The organism is Vibrio gazogenes, assembly GCF_002196515.1.
Lineage (GTDB): Bacteria > Pseudomonadota > Gammaproteobacteria > Enterobacterales > Vibrionaceae > Vibrio > Vibrio gazogenes_A.
Map to the genome: position 1 here is coordinate 1,203,696 of NZ_CP018835.1, position 24,488 is coordinate 1,228,183.

The 24,488-nt window shown below is 46.1% G+C and carries 22 protein-coding genes and 6 tRNA genes; 5 read left to right on the forward strand and 23 right to left on the reverse strand.

The genetic code is table 11. The features are described from left to right. Positions 1–5 precede the first annotated feature (5 nt). From BSQ33_RS05470 to kdgR, 18 genes are all read right to left on the reverse strand, one after another. Entirely contained in the window at positions 6–467 is a 462-nt protein-coding gene (locus BSQ33_RS05470; protein ID WP_088133571.1) for a YqaA family protein, read from the reverse strand. Further along, a complete protein-coding gene (locus BSQ33_RS05475; RefSeq protein ID WP_088133572.1) occupies positions 461–1,411 on the reverse strand; it encodes an NADP-dependent oxidoreductase in 951 nt (316 codons plus the stop codon). Before BSQ33_RS05475 ends, BSQ33_RS05470 begins: the two co-directional genes overlap by 7 nt. A 121-nt stretch (positions 1,412–1,532) precedes the next feature. Further along, positions 1,533–2,663 carry a sodium ion-translocating decarboxylase subunit beta gene (locus BSQ33_RS05480; protein WP_074371847.1) on the reverse strand — a complete coding sequence of 377 codons (1,131 nt, stop codon included), beginning with the start codon at positions 2,661–2,663 and terminating at the stop codon, positions 1,533–1,535. 9 nt (positions 2,664–2,672) lie between these two features. Then, positions 2,673–4,490, reverse strand: coding sequence for a sodium-extruding oxaloacetate decarboxylase subunit alpha (gene oadA / locus BSQ33_RS05485; protein ID WP_088133573.1), 1,818 nt, complete (start codon positions 4,488–4,490; stop codon positions 2,673–2,675). Between the two features lie 18 nt (positions 4,491–4,508). After that, positions 4,509–4,769 (reverse strand): oxaloacetate decarboxylase subunit gamma, encoded by a 261-nt coding sequence (locus tag BSQ33_RS05490; protein WP_088133574.1) that lies wholly within the window; start codon positions 4,767–4,769, stop codon positions 4,509–4,511. A gap of 283 nt (positions 4,770–5,052) precedes the next feature. Further along, positions 5,053–5,129 (reverse strand) — tRNA-Arg (locus BSQ33_RS05495). Positions 5,130–5,166: 37 nt separating this feature from the next. Continuing rightward, positions 5,167–5,243, reverse strand: a tRNA-Arg gene (locus BSQ33_RS05500). Positions 5,244–5,284: 41 nt separating this feature from the next. Further along, positions 5,285–5,361 (reverse strand) — tRNA-Arg (locus BSQ33_RS05505). Positions 5,362–5,415: 54 nt separating this feature from the next. After that, positions 5,416–5,508: transfer RNA gene (locus tag BSQ33_RS05510), tRNA-Ser, on the reverse strand. Positions 5,509–5,525: 17 nt separating this feature from the next. After that, positions 5,526–5,602, reverse strand: a tRNA-Arg gene (locus BSQ33_RS05515). Between the two features lie 27 nt (positions 5,603–5,629). Then, a tRNA-Ser gene (locus BSQ33_RS05520) sits at positions 5,630–5,722 on the reverse strand. Between the two features lie 278 nt (positions 5,723–6,000). Then, positions 6,001–6,201: a carbon storage regulator CsrA gene (csrA, locus tag BSQ33_RS05525; protein ID WP_072955909.1), complete on the reverse strand. Its 201-nt coding sequence runs from the start codon at positions 6,199–6,201 to the stop codon at positions 6,001–6,003. 88 nt (positions 6,202–6,289) lie between these two features. Further along, on the reverse strand, positions 6,290–7,477 hold the full coding sequence (locus BSQ33_RS05530) for an aspartate kinase (RefSeq protein WP_088133575.1): 1,188 nt from the start codon (positions 7,475–7,477) through the stop codon (positions 6,290–6,292). A gap of 229 nt (positions 7,478–7,706) precedes the next feature. Next, a complete protein-coding gene (gene alaS / locus BSQ33_RS05535; protein ID WP_088133576.1) occupies positions 7,707–10,289 on the reverse strand; it encodes an alanine--tRNA ligase in 2,583 nt (860 codons plus the stop codon). Positions 10,290–10,476: 187 nt separating this feature from the next. Beyond that, complete coding sequence (gene recX / locus BSQ33_RS05540; protein WP_088133577.1) at positions 10,477–10,941, reverse strand: recombination regulator RecX; 465 nt, start codon at positions 10,939–10,941, stop codon at positions 10,477–10,479. 65 nt (positions 10,942–11,006) lie between these two features. Then, positions 11,007–12,053 (reverse strand): recombinase RecA, encoded by a 1,047-nt coding sequence (gene recA / locus BSQ33_RS05545; RefSeq protein WP_088133578.1) that lies wholly within the window; start codon positions 12,051–12,053, stop codon positions 11,007–11,009. A 227-nt stretch (positions 12,054–12,280) separates the two neighbouring features. Beyond that, positions 12,281–12,784 (reverse strand): nicotinamide-nucleotide amidase, encoded by a 504-nt coding sequence (pncC, locus tag BSQ33_RS05550; protein WP_088133579.1) that lies wholly within the window; start codon positions 12,782–12,784, stop codon positions 12,281–12,283. 192 nt (positions 12,785–12,976) lie between these two features. Next, positions 12,977–13,759: a DNA-binding transcriptional regulator KdgR gene (gene kdgR / locus BSQ33_RS05555; protein WP_088133580.1), complete on the reverse strand. Its 783-nt coding sequence runs from the start codon at positions 13,757–13,759 to the stop codon at positions 12,977–12,979. Positions 13,760–14,016: 257 nt separating this feature from the next. Here kdgR and kduD point away from each other — a divergent pair, with 257 nt between their 5' ends. The 5 genes from kduD to BSQ33_RS05580 all read left to right on the forward strand — a co-directional run bounded on the left by kduD (position 14,017) and on the right by BSQ33_RS05580 (position 17,732). After that, a complete protein-coding gene (kduD, locus tag BSQ33_RS05560) occupies positions 14,017–14,778 on the forward strand; it encodes a 2-dehydro-3-deoxy-D-gluconate 5-dehydrogenase KduD (protein ID WP_072955889.1) in 762 nt (253 codons plus the stop codon). Positions 14,779–14,868: 90 nt separating this feature from the next. Beyond that, on the forward strand, positions 14,869–15,195 hold the full coding sequence (locus BSQ33_RS05565; protein WP_088133581.1) for a cupin domain-containing protein: 327 nt from the start codon (positions 14,869–14,871) through the stop codon (positions 15,193–15,195). A gap of 36 nt (positions 15,196–15,231) precedes the next feature. Then, positions 15,232–15,873 carry an RpiB/LacA/LacB family sugar-phosphate isomerase gene (locus tag BSQ33_RS05570; RefSeq protein WP_088133582.1) on the forward strand — a complete coding sequence of 214 codons (642 nt, stop codon included), beginning with the start codon at positions 15,232–15,234 and terminating at the stop codon, positions 15,871–15,873. A gap of 235 nt (positions 15,874–16,108) precedes the next feature. Then, on the forward strand, positions 16,109–17,074 hold the full coding sequence (locus tag BSQ33_RS05575; RefSeq protein ID WP_088133583.1) for a sugar kinase: 966 nt from the start codon (positions 16,109–16,111) through the stop codon (positions 17,072–17,074). A gap of 34 nt (positions 17,075–17,108) precedes the next feature. Then, the gene (locus BSQ33_RS05580) at positions 17,109–17,732 is read left to right on the forward strand and encodes a bifunctional 4-hydroxy-2-oxoglutarate aldolase/2-dehydro-3-deoxy-phosphogluconate aldolase (protein ID WP_088133584.1); all 624 of its coding nucleotides are present in this window, start codon (positions 17,109–17,111) and stop codon (positions 17,730–17,732) included. A gap of 152 nt (positions 17,733–17,884) precedes the next feature. Here the strand turns inward: BSQ33_RS05580 and BSQ33_RS05585 are convergent, their stop codons facing one another. The 5 genes from BSQ33_RS05585 to BSQ33_RS05605 all read right to left on the reverse strand — a co-directional run bounded on the left by BSQ33_RS05585 (position 17,885) and on the right by BSQ33_RS05605 (position 24,488). After that, entirely contained in the window at positions 17,885–19,318 is a 1,434-nt protein-coding gene (locus BSQ33_RS05585; RefSeq protein WP_232471953.1) for an EmmdR/YeeO family multidrug/toxin efflux MATE transporter, read from the reverse strand. Further along, on the reverse strand, positions 19,315–20,985 hold the full coding sequence (locus BSQ33_RS05590) for a pectate lyase (RefSeq protein ID WP_088133585.1): 1,671 nt from the start codon (positions 20,983–20,985) through the stop codon (positions 19,315–19,317). Before BSQ33_RS05590 ends, BSQ33_RS05585 begins: the two co-directional genes overlap by 4 nt. A gap of 110 nt (positions 20,986–21,095) precedes the next feature. Beyond that, positions 21,096–22,376 carry an ABC transporter substrate-binding protein gene (locus BSQ33_RS05595; protein WP_088133586.1) on the reverse strand — a complete coding sequence of 427 codons (1,281 nt, stop codon included), beginning with the start codon at positions 22,374–22,376 and terminating at the stop codon, positions 21,096–21,098. Between the two features lie 41 nt (positions 22,377–22,417). Continuing rightward, on the reverse strand, positions 22,418–23,557 hold the full coding sequence (locus BSQ33_RS05600) for an ABC transporter ATP-binding protein (RefSeq protein WP_088133587.1): 1,140 nt from the start codon (positions 23,555–23,557) through the stop codon (positions 22,418–22,420). A gap of 19 nt (positions 23,558–23,576) precedes the next feature. Then, entirely contained in the window at positions 23,577–24,488 is a 912-nt protein-coding gene (locus BSQ33_RS05605) for a carbohydrate ABC transporter permease (RefSeq protein ID WP_198298154.1), read from the reverse strand.

A 24,488-nucleotide genomic window follows, 5' to 3' on the forward strand; every position in this document is an offset into this window, starting at 1 on the left:
TCTCCTTAAAACAAACCATAAAATAACGCAGCCAATATGGCATATCGAATCGCTTTACCAATCAGGATCAAAAACATAGAAGGCAGAAAACGCATCCGAAGCCAGCCTGCTGCAATACACATTGCATCACCAATCACAGGTAACCAACTAAATAACAAAGCCCAGTAGCCATATTGTCGTAACCAAGCTAAAGACTTCTGACCGCGTTTATTCTCCTGAGTTCTGTTCGGAAGCCATATACCGATCCCATAGTTGACCATGCCACCCAACGTGTTGCCCAAAGTCGCTATCGCAACAATCGTGAAAGTCGGATATAGGTGAAGATTGAGGGTCGCAATTAACGCGGCTTCAGAGCCACCCGGTAGGATGGTAGCACTCAGGAAACCACCAATAAAGAGTGCCCAAAGTGCTGATTCCTGTAAAGATAATCCGAGCCCTGAAAAAAAGGTTTCCCAGAATTCTAACATTGCATATCAAGCAAAATTTTGCCTCGGGTATGGCCGGTTGCGACTTGGCGGTGCGCTTCTTGCACTTCATGTAGCGGGTATATATGCTGAATTTCTGTTTTCAGTAAACCGACGCCAACCATATAGAGCATGGTATCAAGTTGTTCTGGCTCCGGATCAACCAGCATTCCCATCGCATTAAAACCGAGTAACTTGGCTTTTTCACAAATCATCTCAGCAGTCACAGTCGGTACTGTAACGACTGTTGCCTGATCTCTTAGACATTTCAAGGCATCCAATGCAATCTGCCCACCGACCAGATCGATCAGTATATCCACATCTTCCAGCCGTTCAGATACTGGTGCAAAGTTATAATTAATCGCATGCGCGCCCAACGTTGCCAGATAATCAAGATTTTCTTCACTGCAAGTGGTGTAAACTTCTGCTTTGGCGGCCACTGCAATTTGGACAGCTAAATGCCCGACCCCACCAGCTCCGGCAAGAATCAAAACCCGATCGCCTTCTTTCACCTGCGCTTTATTTAATGCCTGAACCGCCGTTTGCCCCGCCAATGGTAATACAGCAGCCGCTTCCAACGTGACCGAAGGAGGCACATAACTTAATTCACTTTCAGGCACACAAACGTACTGGCTGTAGCCACCGCCTTTCAAAGGAAAGCCAATGAAACCAGCGACAAAATCATTCACCTGAAACCGTTCAGCATCTTGACCACATCGAATCACAGTCCCGGAAATATCATAACCGGGTACCCATGGCAGTTGATCTTTATTCTGATCGGCAGCCCACCCCAAACCGGAGCGAGTTTTTACATCGATTGGATTGATACCAGCAAAAGCAACTTTGACCAGCACTTCTCCGGCTCCGGGTTCTGGTATCAAATTGGATTGAATCACCAATACATCTTCGTCACCAAACTGGGTTATCGCAATTTGCTTGTTATCCATATCCAACGTCCTTACCTATTTATATCGATGTAAAAATCAAAGGAATACCTTGAGGTATTCCTTTGAATATATATCATTTTACCCTCTATCGTGAACATCTGACGGTAAATTTGCAGAAAAATTAACCGACTAGCGCTAAAAGAATCCCCGCAGCAACCGCAGATCCTAAAACACCAGCCACATTAGGCCCCATCGCATGCATCAGTAGAAAATTCTGCGGGTTTGCCTGCAATCCGACCTTATTCACCACCCGGGCAGCCATCGGTACAGCGGAGACACCTGCCGCACCAATCAGCGGATTGATACTTTCTTTAGACAGCTTATTCAATAACTTAGCCATCAATACGCCACCAGCAGTCCCGATACTAAATGCCACCGCACCCAACGCCAGAATACCTAAGGTTTCAAGATTTAAGAATTTATCAGACTGTAATTTAGAACCAACACCTAAGCCAAGAAATATTGTTACAATATTAATCAGTTCATTCTGAGCGGTTTTCGATAAACGCTCGACAACCCCAACTTCCCGCATAAGATTACCAAGACAAAACATCCCCACCAAAGGCGTCGCTGATGGCAATAAGAGAATTGTCATCAATAACACCAGCATCGGAAAGAAAATTTTCTCTAGCCGCCCAACATAGCGCAATTGTGCCATTTGTATTTGTCGCTCTGCCGGTGTTGTCAGCGCTTTCATGATCGGTGGCTGAATAATCGGCACTAACGCCATATAGCTATATGCAGCCACTGCAATTGCCCCTAATAAATCAGGTGACAAGCGACTCGCCAGAAATATTGCTGTCGGCCCATCAGCGCCCCCAATAATTGCGATTGAAGACGCATCCGCCATGGAAAATTCCATTCCCGGCACCAAGTTGAGCAGAATCGCCCCAATCAAAGTGGCAAAAATCCCCAATTGAGCCGCAGCCCCCAGCCATAAGGTCTTCGGGTTGGCAATTAACGCCCCAAAATCAGTCATGGCGCCAACCCCCATAAAGATCAACAGGGGAAATACGCCAGACTCAATACCGACATGATAGATATAATAAAGTAATCCGCCCGGCTCGGTAAAACCTGCGTTGGGAATATTGGCTAAAATGGCACCAAAGCCAATCGGCAATAGCAGTAAGGGTTCAAACCCTTTGGCAACTGCTAAAAATAGCAACAGACATCCGACAAGAATCATGCAAATCTGACCAAATTCAAAATTTGCAATACCAGTCTCCGTCCATAAGGTTAGTAATCCGTCCATGAGTCACCTTTATGCCAAACTGAATAGCGGTGAACCGACATGCACCGAGTCACCTTCTTTCACCAAAACGTCCTGCACAGTGCCATTTTTAGCAGCACGAACCTCGGTTTCCATTTTCATCGCTTCTAGTACAATCAGCACATCGCCCTCATTCACGGGATGACCGGGCAAAGCATTCACTTTAAAAATCGTTCCCGCCAAAGGTGCGGTGATGACTTCTGCATCTCCTTTTGAGACAGGCTCAGTCGGTTGTGCTGCTGCATTCGAGGCCGATGTCACAGACGTTAACTGCCCTTGTGGACCGACTTCAACCGCATAGACTTGACCATCGACTTTCACACTATAGGATTCGACACCTTTATTGTTAGAAACAGTGTTGTTGGAGACAGTTCCGTCAGAGCCAGCATCAGGTACTGCTTTTACTGCTGTCGCATCTTCACCGGTAGGTCGAGGTTCGAACGCGTCAGGGTTATTTCTGTTTTTGAGGAACTTGAGCCCAACCTGCGGGAAAAGCGCATACGTCAGAACATCATCGACGACGGACTCAGCCAAAGCGATCCCTTCAGCTTTAGCTTTCTCGGTCAGCTCATCGGTGAGTATTGCCATTTCAGATTCAATCAAGTCCGCCGGGCGACAAGTAATGGGCTGCTGCCCCTCAAGTACTCGCGCCTGAAGTTCAGCACTGACAGGGGCAGGCGCAGCACCATACTCCCCTTTCAGAACCCCAGCGGTTTCTTTGGTAATACTCTTATATCGTTCACCCATCAACACGTTAATTACCGCTTGAGTCCCGACGATTTGTGATGTCGGAGTCACCAATGGGATATAACCGAGATCATGGCGAACTTTCGGAATTTCAGCCAAAACTTCGTCAATACGATCCGCCGCACCTTGATCCTTTAACTGCCCTTCCATATTGGTTAGCATTCCACCTGGCACCTGAGCAATCAGAATACGAGAATCGACCCCTTTAAGCTGCCCTTCCCATTTCGCATATTTTTTGCGGACATCACGGAAATACGCTGCAATGGGAGCTAACTGTTCCAGAGAAAGCCCAGTATCTCGCTCACTATTCTCCAACATGGCAACAACCGTTTCCGTCGGTGTGTGTCCATATGTCTGGCTCATCGATGAAATCGCTGTATCTAAAATATCAATTCCCGCTTCAACGGCTTTGATGGCTGTTGCTGTCGATAGCCCCGTGGTCGCATGACAATGCAATGCTAACGGCACATCACAGGACTGCTTAATTCTACGGATTAATGTTTCAGCTTCATAAGGTTTCAATAACCCTGACATGTCTTTGATACATAAAGAGTGGCAGCCAAGATCTTCCAGACGCTTCGCCAGATCAACCCACATATCGATGTTATGAACCGGACTTGTGGTGTAAGAGAGCGTACCTTGTGCATGAGCGCCGACATCGATCGTCGATTGAACTGCTTTCTTGAAGTTACGCACATCATTCATTGCGTCAAAGATCCGAAAGACATCCATCCCATTTCGATGTGCTCGCTCCACGAATTTTTCGACAACATCATCTGCGTAATGACGATATCCCAATAGATTCTGACCACGCAACAACATCTGCATCGGGGTTTTCGGCATCGCCTGCTTCAGTGTTCTGAGTCGCTCCCATGGGTCTTCTCCCAGAAAGCGAATACAAGAATCAAACGTTGCGCCTCCCCAAGTTTCTAAAGACCAATAACCAACCTGATCAAGCGCTGATGCGATGGGTAACATATCTTCAATACGCATCCGCGTCGCAAACAAAGACTGGTGTGCGTCTCGAAGAACGACATCAGTAAGTGCTAATGATTTAGACATACAACACTCCTATTTATATTATTTATGTTTGGCTGATGAGCGATATTGGTGTACAGCGGCTGAAATAGCAGCAACAACCTGAGGGCTAACATCCGTTGAATGGGTAAGTATCTGTGGAGACCGACTGACGTCAGGTGGAGATGGGGGGGACTCTTGAGGCACAATCTTGGACATCAGACTGACTAGATAGACCATAATCGTCAGAAACGCGAAGACAACGAGCATTCCTGTCATCATTAAGGTAGCGGCTTCTGACAATAAACTTCCTATATGACTCATTCTATTTCCTTTTCATTGATTGTCTGGGCAGACATTTGTTAAATATCCGTATCAACAAACTTAAAACGAGCTATCTCAACGCCTGACTGATGTCAGTCGACCATACATATGGTCGAGATCCGTATATCACATCAAGAATTCAACGCAAACAGTATCGGATAAAGTTTATGCAAATGCTGAGATAAAGATAGAAAAAAGAAATAAATCGAGACAGCAATACGTGAGTAAGCTATCAAAAAATAAAAGAATAATCGAAAAGCAGATGAGAAGAAAAACAAGGAAATGGCGCGCTCGGAAGGATTCGAACCTTCGACCGCCTGGTTCGTAGCCAGGTACTCTATCCAGCTGAGCTACGAGCGCGCTGATGAAATGCATTATTGATCAAAAATTGAAGTAATGGCGCGCTCGGAAGGATTCGAACCTTCGACCGCCTGGTTCGTAGCCAGGTACTCTATCCAGCTGAGCTACGAGCGCACTGTTAAATCAATTTATTGATATTGCCGTCAACATCAAAGTGGCGCGCTCGGAAGGATTCGAACCTTCGACCGCCTGGTTCGTAGCCAGGTACTCTATCCAGCTGAGCTACGAGCGCGCAATACTTCAATATTTACTGCAGTGTTGTTCCATTCACGAATATTCGTGCTTATGGCGGTGAGGGAGGGATTCGAACCCTCGATACGGCTACAAACCGTATACTCCCTTAGCAGGGGAGCGCCTTCAGCCTCTCGGCCACCTCACCACAACACAGTCACAAAGTGGCGCGCTCGGAAGGATTCGAACCTTCGACCGCCTGGTTCGTAGCCAGGTACTCTATCCAGCTGAGCTACGAGCGCGCAATACTTCATGTATCAAGCAAGACATGGCGGTGAGGGAGGGATTCGAACCCTCGATACGGCTACAAACCGTATACTCCCTTAGCAGGGGAGCGCCTTCAGCCTCTCGGCCACCTCACCGTCTTGCGGAGGCACATATTACGATTTACCAAAAATATGTCAAACATTTTCTTGGAAAAAACGGGAAAAAACGCATTAAGCGTTGGGTATTTAATCAATGTGAAATAAATTGATTCTTTTATCGCCAGACAAGATACCACTCGCCCTAAGTCACCAATCAATCGATTTGTGACTCAAATCATCAGCGTAATAAAAAACAAGAAAACAGAGAGAATAACGATGACTCAGTTGAAACAAAAAAGGCTGACAAAGAGAATTGCCAGCCTTTCATCGAGGGATTAATAGCTCGGTGTACCTGAGCTGCTATTTCCGCCTTTTTCTGCTTGAATACGCATGTATATTTCTTCACGATGAACAGATACTTCTTTGGGAGCATTGACACCAATTCTCACTTGGTTGCCTTTCACACCGAGTACAGTTACTGTGACTTCATCACCTATCATGAGCGTTTCGCCTACACGGCGAGTCAAAATTAGCATTCTTTGGCTCCTTGAGTTATCTCTGTTTTGCCTTGACCATATTATTATCTATTAAAAACCCTATAGGGGTAAACTGTCTCATACAAAATCAGCCCATAAAACGCTGTTTAGGTTCATGATCAACAAATGAACCGGAAATAACATAAGCTTCATGGACGACATTTGTAGCACTATCTATTTGTTCAGGCGCAATCACCAAACTATGAGATAAGCTATCAGAATAACCACTATCTATCAGAATATTGGCAGAACAAAGCAACTGATATGTTGAATCAATCAAATCATTCGCTTTCTTGCCGACAATCGTCAGTAAGCTAACTGGCTTACTATTACGGATTTTCTCTTCAAACACCAGTCCCAACTTAGCACTAGCATCCGGTTTAATCAGTAAAGCTGTGAATTCTGCATCCCCGATCACATTCCATACATCAATTCCTAATAAATGGCATTGTTTCAGAATGGAATCAATATGATGAGACTCAAAACTCAGCTTGACCATCTCTTTTTGGACCGCAATACCACACACGTCATACTGCGAGCTCTCCCCTCGAATGAGGGTCCCCTCATTCTGTTCAAATGTCGATAAAACCCTCAACGGAACCTGATGTTGCCATGCATATTGGACACACGGCAAATGGAGCACTTTGGCACCTTTTCGGGACATCTCTTCCATTGACGGGAAATCGATAATATCGAGTTTTCGGGCATTGTCGACAATTCTGGGGTCCGTACTATAAATGCCATCAACATCGGTAAAGATCTGGCATTCATCCGCTGCCAACATGCCGGCAAGCGTCACCGCGGTCGTATCAGAACCGCCTCGTCCCAGGGTCGTGATATCACCCTTTTCATTCACGCCTTGAAAACCAGCAACAATCACGATCGTATCTTCATCCAATAACTGCTGAATTCTCGCTGTATCAGCTTGTAGAATCGTCGCATCATTGTGCTGATTTGTCGTCATAATACCAAGCTGGGAACCTGTGAATGAACGCGCTGAATACCCCATTTTATGCAGCGTCATTGCCAAAAGAGCCATCGATGCCTGCTCTCCAGCGGATAAAATCACATCCAGTTCCCTAGCATTTGGAACCCGATCAACCTGATGGGCTAAATCTAATAATCGATTGGTCTCACCAGACATCGCCGACACAACGACAACCACCTGCTGACCACGCTCTTTCGCATCAATTACATGTTTTGCTACCGTATGGATTCTTTCAATCGAACCCATCGATGTCCCACCAAATTTTTGAACTATAAGGGGAGTTTTCACCAGTCGTCACCTTCCTAAGACAGAGTCTCACTCAGAAATCAACCCAGACAATCAGTTTGGGCCTCATTCGGTCCATAGTGATGTCACCTGACGATTCAAGAACATCACCGTAAATACGATAAAAACAAAACCAAGTGGTTTATCAGCTTAGTTTACAGGCGCTAATTAAACCACTTGGTCAGGAATAAATAATTATTTTGAATCAATCTAAAGTTACATGTAATTCAGATTACAACTGGGACTCAATCCATGTTTCCGCCGATGCCAGAGCCTGAGACAGTGCATTTACATCGCTGCCGCCAGCCTGAGCCATATCCGGACGACCACCGCCCTTGCCACCGACTTGTTGAGCAACCAGATTGACAAGCTCTCCGGCTTTCACCTGCCCCGTCAAATCTTTCGTCACCCCGGCAATGAGACCAACTTTGTCGTCATTCACATTACCCAGCAGAATCACCCCGCTGCCCAGCTGATTTTTTAACTCATCAACCATACCGCGAAGGGCTTTATTATCCGCACCTTGTAATTGAGCGACTAAAACTTTCACACCAGCTATCTCTTTCACTTGCTGGAGCAAATTAGAACTGGCCTGAGATGCTAGCTTATCTTTTATCTGCTGAATTTCTTTTTCCAACTGTCTGGCTTTCTGAGCCGCTTCCGCCAACTTACCTTCATAAGTAGCTTGCTGCTCATCAATCATATCCAGTGCAGATTCACCAGTGACGGCTTCAATCCGACGAACCCCCGCAGCGATACCACTTTCAGAGACAATCTTAAACAACCCGATATCACCAGTACTGCTTGCATGGACACCACCACACAGCTCCGTCGAAAAATCACCCATCGACAATACGCGAACTTTGGTATCGTATTTTTCGCCAAATAAAGCCATCGCGCCTTTCGCTTTCGCTTCATCAAGGTCCATGATATTGGTTTCAACGGTATGGTTTTTCCGAATATGCTGGTTGACCATCCGTTCGACTTCTTTCAGTTCTTCAGCCGTCATGGCTTCCATGTGAGAGAAGTCAAATCTCAGGCTTTCCGCCCGGACCAATGAACCTTTCTGTGTCACATGCTCACCCAAAATACGGCGCAATGCTTCGTGCAGCAAATGGGTCGCAGAATGGTTCAGAGATGTAGCAGCTCTTCTTTTGGCATCAACCTGAGCCTCAGCCGTTTCACCTTGAGTCAGAACGCCTTCAACCAATGAGCCGTAATGAATGATTGCATTGCCTTGTTTCTGAGTATCAACAACCTGAAACACACCGCCATCGGTACGAATAACACCGGCATCACCACACTGACCACCAGATTCCGCATAAAATGGCGTTTCATCCAATACCAGCATGGCGTGGTCACCGGATGACAAAGTCTCAATCGGTTCACCATGAACAAACATAGCAACAATTTTGCCTTGCCCTTCCGTCCCTTCATAACCACAGAAATGGCTTGAAGCATCAACTTTAATCATGGTGTTATAATCGGTGCCGAACTGTCCGGCTTCGCGAGCACGCTGACGCTGTGCTTCCATCGCCTGTTCAAATCCGGCTTCATCAATACTGAGGCCATGTTCACGTACAACGTCATTGGTCAAATCAGCAGGGAAACCATAGGTGTCATAAAGTTTGAAAACCGTTTCTCCGTCGAGAACCTTGCCATCCAGATTTTCCAACGCATCATTCAGAATAGACATGCCGCGTTCCAGAGTTCTCCCGAAGTTTTCTTCTTCGATACGGAGCACTTTTTCAACGACCGCTTGCTGTTTTTTCAATTCTTTACCGGCACTGCCCATGATCTCAGCCAATGGACCAACCAATTTATGGAAGAATACGCCCTGAGCACCCAGTTTGTTGCCATGACGTACAGCGCGACGAATGATGCGTCGTAAAACATAACCCCGCCCTTCGTTAGATGGTACGACCCCATCAACAACTAAGAACGAACAAGAACGGATATGATCCGCAACCACGCGAAGCGACTGATTTGAGAGATCATCGCATCCAATCACTTGCGCAGCTTCTTTAATCAGAGTCTGGAATACGTCGATTTCATAATTGGAGTGCACACTTTGCATAATGGCAGAAACACGCTCAATCCCCATACCTGTATCGACGGACGGTTTTGGCAGAGGTTCCATCGTGCCATCAGCATGGCGGTTGTACTGCATGAAAACGTTATTCCAGATTTCAATGAACCGGTCACCGTCTTCTTCTGGTGATCCCGGAGGACCGCCCCAGATGCTCTCACCATGGTCATAGAAAATTTCAGAACACGGTCCACACGGTCCGGTATCGCCCATTTGCCAGAAGTTATCTGACTCATAAGGCTTGCCACCCTTTTTATCCCCAATACGGATGATACGATCCGTTGGCAGACCAATCTGCTTGTGCCAGATATCAAACGCTTCGTCATCAGTCTGATAAACAGTGACAAGCAAACGCTCCTGAGGCAACTTAAGGATTTCAGTCAGAAACTCCCACGCATACTGGATTGCATCTTGCTTAAAATAATCACCGAAACTGAAGTTACCCAACATTTCAAAAAATGTATGGTGTCGTGCGGTAAAACCGACATTTTCCAGATCATTATGTTTACCACCAGCCCGAACACAGCGTTGCGCGGTAACAGCGCGCGTATAATCACGCTTTTCTAATCCAAGAAAACAGTCTTTAAACTGGTTCATCCCCGCATTCGTGAATAGCAGTGTTGGATCATTGGCAGGGACCAAAGATGAACTGTCTACGATTTGATGTCCTTTTGTCTCAAAGAACGAGAGGAACGCCTGGCGAACCTCGTCAGTGCTCATGTACATGCGCTATTCCTGAAATATTCAAAGATTCAACTAAAATTTTGCGCACTATTGTAAAGCATGGATAAGTGTTCGCCTAGTTTTGTTTTGAATTGTCAATACAGAGACACAAGGTCGGACATCGACTTCATGCTATTGAAAAGGCTGGTCAACAAAATCAACCGGTGCGGAAGGAGTAAATATAAGTACATTATCTGTGTTTGGGATTCAATGCATATTGAATCTGTTCAAAATTAAACCCTCGATACTGCAAAAACCGAACTTGTTTCGCATACACCTTGGGATCTTTCACTGGCTCTTCAATACTGATGCCAAATTTTCTCTCCGCTGTTGATGTCGCCAATTCAAACCAATCTACATCTAACTCAGCCAACTGCTCAGCGATAATGGACTCATCAATTTGCTTCTGCTTCAGCGACTGGTAAATTCTCTGCTCACCATGACCTTTAGCAATATGATGCCGAATCATACCTTGTGTATAACGAACGTCATCTAAGTAGCCATACTGTTCACACGCTTGAACAGCTTGATCAATCTCATCGTCGTCAAACCCTTTGGACATCAACTTACGGAATAACTCAATTCGGCCGTGATCTCGGCGACTCAACAGCTGAATAGCCGTTTCCAGACATGTTCTTGAATTTTCTCTGCTCATCTGGCGTTCCCTTAAAAAAAGCCCCGCATCTGCAGGGCTGTTTCAACATCGGATCGCGTTGCGAATTAATCTTCTTGTGGAAGCGCTTGCTCAATCCCTTCATGCTCATCTTCAGGAATCGGCTCTTTACTCAGCAACATTTCACGAATTTTATGGTCGATAACTTTGGCAACTTCAGGATTTTCACGCAGGTATTTACATGCATTCGCTTTCCCTTGGCCAATTTTATCACCGTTATAGCTGTACCAAGCACCGGCTTTCTCAACAAGCTTATGCTTAACACCTAGATCAACCAGTTCTCCTTCGCGGTTAAACCCTTGACCATACATAATTTGTGTATTTGCTTCTTTAAATGGTGCAGCAATTTTGTTTTTCACCACTTTAATGCGGGTTTCATTACCAACCACTTCGTCGCCTTCTTTAATCGAGCCAGTACGACGAATATCAAGACGAACAGATGCGTAGAATTTTAAAGCATTACCACCAGTCGTCGTTTCAGGGTTACCAAACATCACCCCAATTTTCATCCGAATTTGGTTGATGAAAATACACATACAGTTCGATTGCTTCAGGTTTCCGGTCAACTTACGCATCGCTTGAGAAAGCATCCGCGCTTGTAACCCCATATGGCTATCACCCATTTCACCTTCAATCTCTGCTTTCGGTGTCAATGCAGCAACCGAGTCGATAACCATGACATCAATCGCACCAGAACGCGCCAATGCATCACAGATTTCCAACGCTTGTTCACCGGTATCCGGCTGAGAGACAAGCAATGCATCAATATCAACCCCAAGTTTCTTCGCATAAACAGGGTCCAACGCATGTTCAGCATCGATAAATGCACAGGTTTTACCTTCACGCTGTGCAGCAGCGATCGCTTCCAGTGTCAACGTTGTTTTCCCTGAAGATTCAGGGCCGTAGATTTCAACGATCCGCCCCATAGGTAAACCACCGGCACCTAAAGCAATATCCAGCGAAAGAGACCCTGTAGAGATCGTTTCAACATCCATGGCACGGTTATCACCAAGACGCATGATTGACCCTTTACCAAACTGCTTTTCAATTTGTCCCAGTGCCGCGGCCAGTGCTTTTTGTTTGTTCTCGTCCATTACGTTCTCCAGACAGTCACTTTCAAATATTAAGTCTATGGGTTATTACCCCGAAATATGTTGGATGATTATACTGTAAATTCATACAGTGTCCAGACCTGTCGATGAATTTTCCTGACAGGTTTGAATCCTTGGGATCATATCACTTTCCGGTCATCTCTTGATACCGCATACCACCATTCAATGCCATGATCAGCAAACGCTGGCAGCTCACACGATGACTGTTTTTATGACAGTGGAACACGCTCATGGATCAAATAATCATGGATCGTCTGCAAAGCGTGGTAAACCGCTTGTGAACGAACTTGCGCGCGACTTCCTGAAAAATGCACTGTTTCAACCTTATTCCAGCCCGAACGGGTTTTCCAAGCAAAGCAAACTGTTCCCACGGTTTTCTCGACACTACCGCCACTGGGCCCGGCAATACCACTCACTGAAACAGCCAACGATGCCTGAGAATGTAATAAAGCCCCGGATGCCATTTCTAAAACGGTCTGCTCACTGACCGCTCCCCACTGTGACAACGTTTCTTGCCGGACACCCAGCATTTGCTGTTTGGCTTCATTACTGTATGTGACAAACGCGCGATCAAACCAAGCAGAACTCCCGGCTATCTCTGTAATGGCAGTGGCAATACCGCCACCGGTACAGGATTCTGCTGTCACCAAAACATCACCATACGCAACAAGTAATTCCCCAATTTGTTGGCTTAACGTTTCATGCAATTCCATCCATTTTCTCTCCGTGTTGCAATAACTCAGATTATCTCAATGCGATCATCCTAAGCGCTCACTCATCAAAACTGCGTCCTGAAACCGACCGCCGCCAAATAGCTCCCGGCAAACCGGATTCAAAATTATCGCCCCCAATAAAAAATGGCAGCCTTTGCTGCCATTGACAAATAAATCCGCTCATTGAATGGGCTAGACCGGATATTGATGATATCCGAGTTGCTCAGAAATATTTTTGCCGGCCTGATGCAGTAACCCGACATAATAAGACATCCGTTTTTCATCGAAACGAATCGTTGGAAACGAGATCGACAAACCGGCAATAATATTCCCAAATCGGTCATAAACAGGTGCAGCAAGGCAACGCAAACCGGATTCTTGCTCTTCATTATCTTCAGCAAAGTGGCGTTCTCTGACATACGCCAATTCTGCTAATAACTGATCAACATTCTCTAATGTTTTATCAGTATGCTTCACAAATTCAACAGATTCGAGAACCTGACGAACAAAAGACTCATCTCTCTCAGACAATAAAACTTTACCAATCGCGGTACTGTAGAGCGGATTACGCCGTCCGATGCGAGACTGCATTCTTAAGTTATACCCAGAATCAATCTTATGGATATAGATAATTGCACCGTCATCCAAAGCCCCCAAATGAACCGCTTCGTTGGTTTTTTCAGAGATACAGTGCATCTCTTTATCAGCAAGAGAAACAAGATCGACATACTCGAGTGATTTTGAACCAAGTTCAAACAGTTTCAAGGTGAGAGAATATTTATCGGCCTCACCTTCCTGAGAGATATATCCTAGGGACTTCATCGTCTGTAAAAAGCGGTAAGTCGTCGCTTTAGACATCATTAAACGTTGGGATAACTCAGACACTCCGATTTCTTTTTGCTCGCCTAATGCCTGAAGAATACTAAATACTTTTAATACCGAAGAAACGGCTTCTGGCTGGGTAGATTTCTGCATGAATAATCTATTCCTACAAGTTTGTCTTTTTCTCATTATAGCGAAGAGTAGTCAGAGAGCCAGTAATTTAAAAAAGCCATTTCAAAAATTTAGAACCAGCCCCTTTCATCCACAAAATAAATACACAAATCATATTTTATGAAAAAGCGTTTCAAAAAAAATTGCCAGTTCTATTATTTTTGTGTAGTGTAAATCATACAAAACGTGAACGATCATGATTCATTCGCGCTGCATGTTACCACTGGAGGAAGCAGAATATGATTCTCGATTCATTCAACCTGCAAGGAAAGGTTGCAATTGTCACTGGATGTGACACAGGATTAGGCCAAGGAATGGCATTAGGTTTAGCAGGTGCTGGCTGTGATATTGTCGGAGTCAACATTGCTCACCCCACAGAAACAATTGAAAAGGTTCAGGCGCTCGGTCGAAAATTCGTTGCGATTCAAGCAAACTTAATGAAGCTGGATGATATTCCGAATATTATCGATCAAGCCGTGACTGAACTTGGTCACATCGATATCTTAATTAACAACGCGGGCATTATCCGCCGTAATGACGCGATTGAATTTTCAGAGCAAGACTGGGATGACGTCATGGACATCAACGTGAAGTCAGTATTCTTTATGTCTCAGGCAGTTGCCAAGCAATTTATTGCGCAAGGCACAGGCGGCAAAATCATCAACATCGCTTCAATGCTTTCTTTCCAAGGTGGTATTCGCGTGCCTTCGTATACTGCATCAAAAAGTGGTGTGATGGGCATTACGCGTCTTATGGCCAATGAGTGGGCGCAACATCAGATTAATGTCAACGCGATTGCACCCGGTTATATGGCAACCAATAACACAGCAGCTCTCCGGGCTGATGAATCACGTAATCAAGAAATTGTTGAACGGATCCCAGCGGCACGTTGGGGGCTTCCTGAAGATTTAGCCGGACCGTGTGTGTTCCTGGCATCGCCAGCATCAGACTATATCAATGGCTACACAATTGCCGTTGACGGTGGCTGGCTCGCTCGTTAATTCGGGTTATGAGTAAAAGTAATCCATCGAATCGGGAATCGACATTGGTTTCCGATTGATGGTTCTTCCGTCAAATGAAAGAGGGAAAAAATGTTCATTTATAACCAAGAAGTTGCGTTGGAAGATCTTGGGAGTGGTGTATCACGAAAAATCCTCGCCTACAGCGATAACATTATGAGCGTCGAAGTTCACTTTGAAAAAGGTGCTGTTGGTCCGATGCATAACCACCCTCACGAACAACTCACTTATGTCTTGTCCGGTGAATTCGAGTTCACAATTGGTGATGAAACAAAGATCGTCAAGACAGGGGACGTCCTTTATAAAGAACCCAATGTTATGCACGGGTGTGTCTGTCTCGAACCCGGTGTGTTGCTCGATAATTTCACACCGATGCGGAAAGATTTCCTCAAATCATAAATCTATATTGCGGTAGTCGACCGCAGGAGCATAAACATGAAAATCGCGTTAATGATGGAAAACAGTCAAGCAGCTAAAAACGCTGTGGTACTGAATGAGTTGACCCAAGTCGTCACACCACAAGGCGACTCAGTCTACAACGTGGGTATGAGTGACGAAAACGATCACCATCTGACTTACATTCATCTCGGCATCATGGCAAGCCTGCTTCTAAATTCAGAAGCCGTAGATTTTGTCGTGGCTGGATGTGGTACTGGTCAAGGTGCAATGATGTCACTCAACATCCACCCAGGTGTTGTATGTGGTTACTGTCTAGAGCCGTCCGATGCATTTCTGTTCAACCAGATCAACAATGGTAATGCCCTCTCGCTGGCATTTGCTAAAGGTTATGGCTGGGGCGCAGAACTGAATATCCGCTATATTTTTGAAAAAGCATTTACCACTGGCGAACGAGGGCAGGGTTACCCACTCGACCGTGCCGTGCCACAGAAACAAAATGCCGGGATCCTCAATCAGGTCAAATCTGCAGTCGTCAAAGATAACTATCTCGATACGTTAAGAGCAATGGATCAAGAACTGGTCAAAACGGCTGTGTCAGGAGCTCGCTTTCAGGAATGTTTCTTCGACAATTGTCAGAAACCAGACATTGCAGCATACGTACGTGACTTGCTGAAATAGTTTTCACTGATTGATCTACCTACTAAAGATTAAGAATCAGTTGTTTGTCAGCCTGTCATAGGCTGACTTTTTCTGTGCGAGGTTCCCGAAGCCATGCCATGTGAGTTTGGATGATGTTTCGTACCAAGCAATCAATAAAAAGATCTTAATCACATAAAAATAAAACGTTATTTTATTTTTTATCAATAAAGAATAGGATTATCTTTTTACTCGGTTGTTATTCTCAGGAGCTTTTATGTTGCCAATAACTCAGGTCGCCATTATTGGTGAATGTATGGTTGAATTGCAGCGAGCCGATGGCCAAGTCAAACAAGGGTTTGGCGGGGATACGCTCAACACCGCAATCTATCTTTCGAGATTAACTCACTCGCGAGGGATCACCACCGCTTATGTCACAGGCTTGGGAAAAGATCCATTCAGTCAAGATATGCTCGACGCATGGCAGCAAGAAGGTGTTGATACAAGTCTGGTAGCCGTTTCCCCTGACAAATTACCCGGTATTTATGCCATCGAAACCGCTGCTGATGGGGAGCGCAGCTTTTACTATTGGCGTAATGACTCAGCAGCAAAATACTGGCTACGGCAGCAGACCCCAACCGAGCTTGCAGCACGCTTAGCACAATATGGTTTAATTTATTTAAGCGGTATTAGTCTGGCAATACTGCCCACAGACTGCCGCGAAGTTCTAATTGAATCTCTACGCCTCTGTCACCAAGATGGCATTGCCATTGCGTTTGATAATAATTATCGGCCAACGCTATGGGAGAGTGCAGAAGATGCCCAACATTGGTATACCCAAGTCTTATCTCTTACCGATTTTGCATTTCTGACCTTTGATGATGAAACCGCTCTTTGGGGGGATACTCACGTTTCCCAAACACTGGCGCGTACGCGCAACCTCAATGTCAAAGAAATCGTCATCAAACAAGGGGGAGAAGCCTGCCTTGTGGCAAGTGACACGACCCAATGGTCAGTCGCACCGACACCCGTCGCACAGATTATTGATACCACTGCGGCCGGTGACTCTTTTAGTGCCGGATATCTCGCGGCTCGACTACTGGGTAAATCTTGTGAATCATCCGCTCAATCAGCCCATCAGCTTGCCGGACTGGTTATTCAACATCGTGGCGCCATTATTCCCAAACAAAATATGCCTGAGATTGAGACACCAGTTGATATGGAAAAAGGTAAACAGAATTGATCGAAGATTCAGTATCGGATAATGAGGAAACAAGATGAAAACACTCGAAAAACAGTTAGAAACTATCGGTGTCATTCCGGTGATCGCGCTAGATGATGCACAAAAGGCAGTCAAACTGGCACAGGTGCTCATTGAGAATGGTCTGCCTTGCGCTGAAGTGACGTTCCGAACCGCCCAAGCAGCACAAGCCATCGCCAGTATGCGTGAAGCCTATCCAGAGATATTAATCGGGGCAGGAACGGTACTCACCCCTGCCCAAGTTGACGCTGCAATCGATGCTGGTGCAGATTTTATTGTCAGCCCGGGATTTAACCCAACGACGGTGAAGTATTGCCAGCAGAGACAAATCGCTATCATTCCGGGGGTCAACACGCCCAGTCTGGTTGAACAGGCGATGGAAATGGGACTGGAGACACTGAAGTTCTTCCCTGCCGAGCCATCGGGTGGTACTGCGATGCTCAAAGCAATGTCAGCCGTCTATCCAGTGCGCTTTATGCCAACGGGCGGCATTCATCCTCAGAATGTGAAAGATTATCTGGGTATCCCAAGCGTACTGGCTTGTGGTGGTACATGGATGGTTCCGAATCAGCTGATTAATGAGGAGAAATGGGACGAACTTGCAGCACTTGTGAAAGAAGTAGCTAACATCATTCGCTAAACTTGCTGAAAAAACCATCACGAAAGGTCAACAGCCCCTAGGGACTCTCGCATAAATCATACCGGTGTGAATCTATCCGGTGTTTTTAGGCGAGAGTTTTTCTATGTCTTCCCTCAGTTCTTCTATGGGCGATGTCCCCGAACAAAAGAGAGCTAGGATAGTATTTTTTTCCGATAGACGGTCAACCAACCTTGCGTCACCATACGGTAGAAATAGATGACACCACGAACCCACCAGTCCAGATACATCCCAAGCCAGACCCCATAGATATTCATCTCCAGAGTAATCCCTAGAATATACCCCAGCATCATTCGTGCGCCCCACATACTGGCAATCGCCACCCACATGCAGAAAGTCGCATCCTTCGCTCCTTTAAACGCAGCCGGCAAAACAAAAGAAGCCCCCCATATCGGTGTCATCAGGGCATTAATCAACAATAAGTTGGTCACCACGCCAACAACATCATCGTCCGAGATATAAAAGCGGGCCACTGTCTCTGCCATTGGCACAATCAGTACTGCAAACAACGTGAGCAATCCAGTCGCAAGCCAGAAGATCAACTTCATCTCCTGGTATGCCACATTCGGTTTATATTGGCCTAAACGTTTACCAATCAAGACAGTGGATGTCATCGCCAGTGTGTTACCGGGAATGTTTAGCAGCAGTAATACCGAGAAGGTCACAACATTTCCCGCCATTGCAACTGTCCCCATCCCTGCCACCATCATTTGAGTGATGAGCTTCCCCAGATTAAACATCAATGATTCGATACTGGAGGGAATGCCGATCGCTAAAATCTCCACCAGCGTTTCTCGCTGAAAAGGACGGAAATACTGCGATAACTGAATGTTTATGGTTGTATTACGAAGCAGACAAATCAAGATAAGTACCGCGCCAACCCATCGGGCAGCAATCATACCGATGCCAGAGCCAATCAACCCCAATCCGTGCCAACTCCCGGGGAAAATGTCATCAATCCCATAGATCAACGGATAACTGAATGCGACATTCAGCAGGTTCATCATGATATTACTCAATGCTGGCAGACGAGAGTTTCCGACAGCTCGCAGCACACCACTGCCGGCTAATGTAATCGCTAAGGCTGGATAACTGAAAACAATAAGCTGAAGGTAAAGCTCACTCAAATGAATAACCGGTTCTGTCGCGCCATAGGCAACAACAGACAAAACCGGTGTAACCAAAGCATAGATAAGCAACAAAGCGAACAGACTGACCAACACACTGAGTGACATCACCTGACTTGCACAGTCCTGTGCCTTTTTCCGCTCCGAGCGACCAAAAGCTTGTGCTATCACCACCGAACCACCCAGTGCAATTGCAGACAACAATGAGATGACAACCCAAGTCAGACTATCGGTAATGCCAACCGCAGCAGTTTCTTGTGCACCGAGTCGGCTAACCAGAACCGTACTGATGATACCCATCATGACAACACAAGTCAGTTCAATAAAAATCGGCCAGGCAAATGGCCAAATATCCCGTTTAAATAATACCCAGTGCCGTTGACGCAACCAAGAGCGGTAACCGGAAGGCGAAGTTGCCACCGAGAAAGAGGTCTCTCTCACGCAACCGGCCCCGTTGACATCGCCATCTCCGGATAAGGTTGTTCGTAGATAACATCTCGGTCATACACGACTTTGACCTCTCCGGCAATGCGTTGTTCTCCATGTAAATAACCCCCGGTGGAAAACAATGGCGGGAGCTGCGCATAGCACTGTTGATAGGCCGCTTCTATCGCCACTAAAGCATAGGGAATCGGATCATCGAGCCGTGCATTTTCCTGTTGCGCATGCGCAGTAAACAAGCCGCTCTCCGCATGATAGTGTCGTGTCAGTAAATTTTCCGCGACTGAATCTGCCAAATGTAAGACTTCGGGGACGGGGTGATGTTGATTCAGTTCTAACAGTGCAAAAATCAGATAAGCCGATGCACATGGGGTGGTTTGAGCAAGACGAGTAGGAACAAGCGTAACCGGATCAAGCGTGCCTAAATTGAATCGCGCAAACATGCGGCTCACCAGTTGGTATAATTCAGGATCTTCCGTCAAAAATGCCGCTTTTATCAATGGAAACAAATAAGCCGGATCCGCAGGCTGACGCGACAGTGTTGTCCCTTTATCACCATAGTAGCCATCCCGGACAAATGTATATCCTGTCATATCCTGACCGCTATTCCACATCGGGATCATCTGATTATTGTGTTCATCCCAAGCATAGCGAAAATACGCTTTTAATCCGTCACAGACCCATTCAAGCCACTGCCGATCACCGACTTGCTCCGCACAAGCCATCATTGCCAGCGGATTATCCATAATTAACGGCCAACAATCCCGAAACAGTACATTGGCTTCACGGGCGATCGCGCCAAACTCAGGGCCAAACTGCCGAGCCGCCCGATCGCCAAACCAAGAGTATGTTAAACGATCATTGTCCGGAACGGGCTCTCGCTGTTGCGGAGAAGAAAACTGATAAACCGGCATCCCCGTCTCTGGATGACGAGCCAAAACAAACTGATGATATAAATGCTTCGCCCAGTTTAAAGCATCTTGCTCACCGGTATAGCGATAGTAATGAACAGCCGCATAGATCAAATCAGTCGATGCATTCACAAAGGTCAAACCGACGGTTTCCGGTAGATCTGGCCATTGACGTGGATCCACAACGGGTTCAGGTACATGCTGTTGAAAAATATTCTCAGAAAACGGTCGGCCATACTCACCGTGTCGCGTGAGATCCAGCTTTTGCCAGTCGGTCACATGGGCAGCCCAAAATCCTTTCAGATAATGCGTTGTCACCTCGGGGCGAATTTGATGCAGCAGATCATAATAAGGAAAATGGTGCTTCAGTTCATGCACTTGAGCTTTGCTCTCCGGCCCTTCCGGATGGCCGGAATTGAGATCAACAAACAGATGTCCGCCCCAGTGAAACAAACCACTATGATGATCAACATGGTGATCCAGAAAATAGGCCGTTGTCTCTTGTGCCTGTCGCAAAAAAGTGTCATCCCCAGTCACAATACTCATTGCCGTCAGCCCACGCATCAGGTTTTGCTGGCTGGCAAAATTACTCATCGCCACGCGCCGATCATCTGGATAAGTCCAGCAAACCGGCTCCCCGGATCTCACATTAAGGCCATCGGCCAACAACGGAGAAAACTCGGCATGCGCCAATGTCAGCGCCTGTTGATAAAAGCGAGTCACGATAGCCAACCGCGAGTGTCGAGATGCAGACATGCAAACCCTCCAAATCAAAATAGACAGAGCCCCGAGACCGGGGCTTTTATCGAATGGAAATAGAATAAAAAAGTACAATAACCTATCAGGTAAGCAGGACAATGACGTTGTTAATCAGCAATCCGTTTCAACACCCGGTTACCACGACGCAGGAAGTTTTTAGCTGCGCCTTCTACATCCGTCTGACCATAATCCAGTTGCTGCATTGACTCTTCAAATAACTCTAGCAATTGTGCATTATCGGTATAGGGCGTCGGAATGATCTGCTTCGGTAATTGCTGAGCTAAACGATAGCCTTGATAAGACAAGCTTTGATCATCAATCTGACCATCATCCTGTAAGGTTTTAAATCCTGTCAGACTGATCGGCATACCACGAGCCAAGCCCATTGCTTTTACTCCCGCAGGATCATTGAGTAAAAAGTCGACCAGCAACGCGGCTTCTTTCGGGTGCTTGGTGTTCCGCCCGATAGAGAACATCATCGAAGGTCTGGCCAACAATCCGGAGTCTGTCGCACCATCAAGCATTGGATAAGGCCCGAGTTCCAGCACCATCGGTGGCGCTAAGTTCGCTGCATATTTACCAATCGCTGTGTCCCACATGTACAAACCACCGAAGCGACCATCGATCCACGGACGCATCTCATACATATTCCCTTTGCCGTAAGAAGCAAACTCTTTGGTTGATGGGAACAAATGATTTTTAACCTGATCGACGTAAAGCTGGAAGAACTGGGCCATTTCTTCTTGGTTAAAGTTGATCAAGTTGGTGTCATGATTGATGATGTCTTTGCCATATTTCTGAATAAAATAAGAGCGGTTCATAGCAAAAACATCACGGGCCTCAATGACCAACGGATAGTAATCCTCACCAAGCTTTTCTTTGAAAGTCAGCCCGACTTTCATCAGTTCATCCCATGAGTGAGGATAACCGACACCCGCTTTCATCCAAATATTGCGATTATAAAAGAACACGCGAGACGTCATACTGACCGGCAGACCATTCAATTTTCCGTCAATGGTTGTCAGTCCGAGTGCTCCGGGAAAATTAAATAAATGTAGCGTTTCAGCTTGGGCATTCATGTCATAAAAGCCATTACCATCGCGGGAGAAAATCGGCATCCAGTTCCAGTTGGTCTGCATAACATCCGGTTCAGTATTACCGGCAATTTGCGTCGTCAAACGGGATAAATGCCCGTCCCAGCCGGTATATTCGCCTTTCACTTTAATATCAGGGTATTTTTCCTGAAATTTTTCCAGCGCTTTCAGCGTCGCTTGATGGCGGTTATTGCCTCCCCACCATGACATCCGCAGTTCAGTCTGGGCCTGTACAGCCACGGATGTGGTTGCAATAACAGCAGAAATCAGTGTAATCAGTACCTTGTTGTTCATGGATTCGTCTCCAAATAAGTGATTGTTGTTCTCCGGTTTATTTATTGTTGTATAGAGATATTCTGTTCCGTCTCCTTGTCGAAGATGTGTGCTTTGTTCATGTCCACCACAAACGTCACGCCTTTCCTTAATTCCATATTGAGCTTATCCCGGACATCATCGATCGGGATTCTGGCAATGAATGGATGCTCTCCGACCAGAAAATGGACATACACTTCATGCCCCATGTTTTCCATACGAATCACATCCCCGATAATGGTCTGTTGATCGCTTCCCGGCTCCGTCAGCGCAAGCGTGATGCTATCCGGACGAATACCTAACACGGTATGCTGATAACCATGGCTACGGATGGTGGCCGCTTTATGCGGGGGGAGGTGTAAAATTTGATCATCAAGCTGGACTGCCATGTCATCGCCCTGTTCTAAGAGTGTGACATCACACATGTTCATCTCCGGTGCACCAATAAAGCCGGCCACAAACATATTGATGGGGTTGTTGTATAGTTCATCCGGTGTATCAACTTGCATGATCTCGCCCTGCTTCATGACGCAGATGCGATCCCCCATCGTCATTGCCTCAGTTTGATCATGAGTGACATAAACCGCTGTTGCCGGATGATTTTCACGTTTCAGATGACGATGTAGGTCAGTGATCCGAACCCGCATGGATGCGCGCAATTTGGCATCGAGGTTAGAGAGCGGTTCATCGAACAGAAAAACATCAGGTTTTTTGACAATCGCCCGCCCGACAGCAACACGTTGTGCCTGACCACCGGATAACTGCCTTGGCAAACGGTCAAGTAGCTCTTCGATTTCAAGCACATTTGCAGCTTCTTCAACGCGCTGGTTAATTTCATCCTTGGGTAGTTTTTGTAGTTTCAGACCAAAACCAAGATTTTCCCGTACCGTCATATGCGGATACAACGCATAATTCTGGAAGACCATCGCAATGCCCCGATCTTTCGGGGCCAAGTTATTGACGACTTGTCCACCAATCACGATTTCGCCACCAGTTACATTTTCCAGACCGGCAAGCATCCGTAATGTCGTCGATTTGGCACAGCCGGAAGGACCGACTATCACCATAAACTCACCGTCATGAATGGTTAAATCAACACCATGGACTGCTTTAAAACCGTTCGAGTAGACTTTCTCTAATTTGTTAAACTTCACTTCCGCCATTGTGATTACTCCTCAGAATTTAACCTTTAATACCGCTGCTGGTGACGCCTTCGACAAAATATTTCTGTGACATAAAGAACACCAGAATTGAAGGAATGATAGCGATTGAAGCCATTGCCAGAATTTCGTTCCACCTTGCACCTTCCGTCACATCAATGGACATTTTCAGCGCCAGGGCGATGGGGTACTTTTCAACGCTGGAAATGTAGATAAGCGGGCCAAGGAAGTCGTTCACCGACCACATAAACTGGAACAGTGCCACGGAAATAATTGCAGGACGAATAACCGGCACAACCACATGCCAGAGCACTTGAAAAGAATTACATCCATCAATCATGGCAGCCTCTTCCATATCGGTCGGAACACCGCGCAAAAACTGGATCAGCATGAAGACAAAAAATCCCTGTGTTGCAAATGCAAAAGGCAAATAAAGCGGTAAATAGGTGTCGAGTAATCCCATCTCACGAAACATCAAATACTGTGGGATCAACAGAACCGATTGCGGCAACAAAATCGTCGCGATGAGCGTGGCAAACCAAAACTTTTTCCATGGAATGTCAAACCGGGCAAACCCATACGCGACAATGGTTGACGACACAACCGTCACGAAAACTTTCGGTAACACGTAAGCAAAAGTGTTGAAAATATAATGGCCAAATGTGTACTCCGTTCCGGTCTTCCACCCATTGATAAACCCATCGAGACTCCATTCACTTGGAATCAGATTCATCGACGAAAAGATCTCATGATTGGGTTTCATGGCAGCAGAAAACATCCACAGCAATGGATAGAGCATCATGAAACCGACAGTGATCAGAATCGTATAACGAATTGCTGCATTGATTTTTTCACGGCGAATGGTGCGATCATTCTCCACATAGCTATGATTACTTTTTTTCTGTTCGGCAGAGACATCAACGACTGAAGCCAT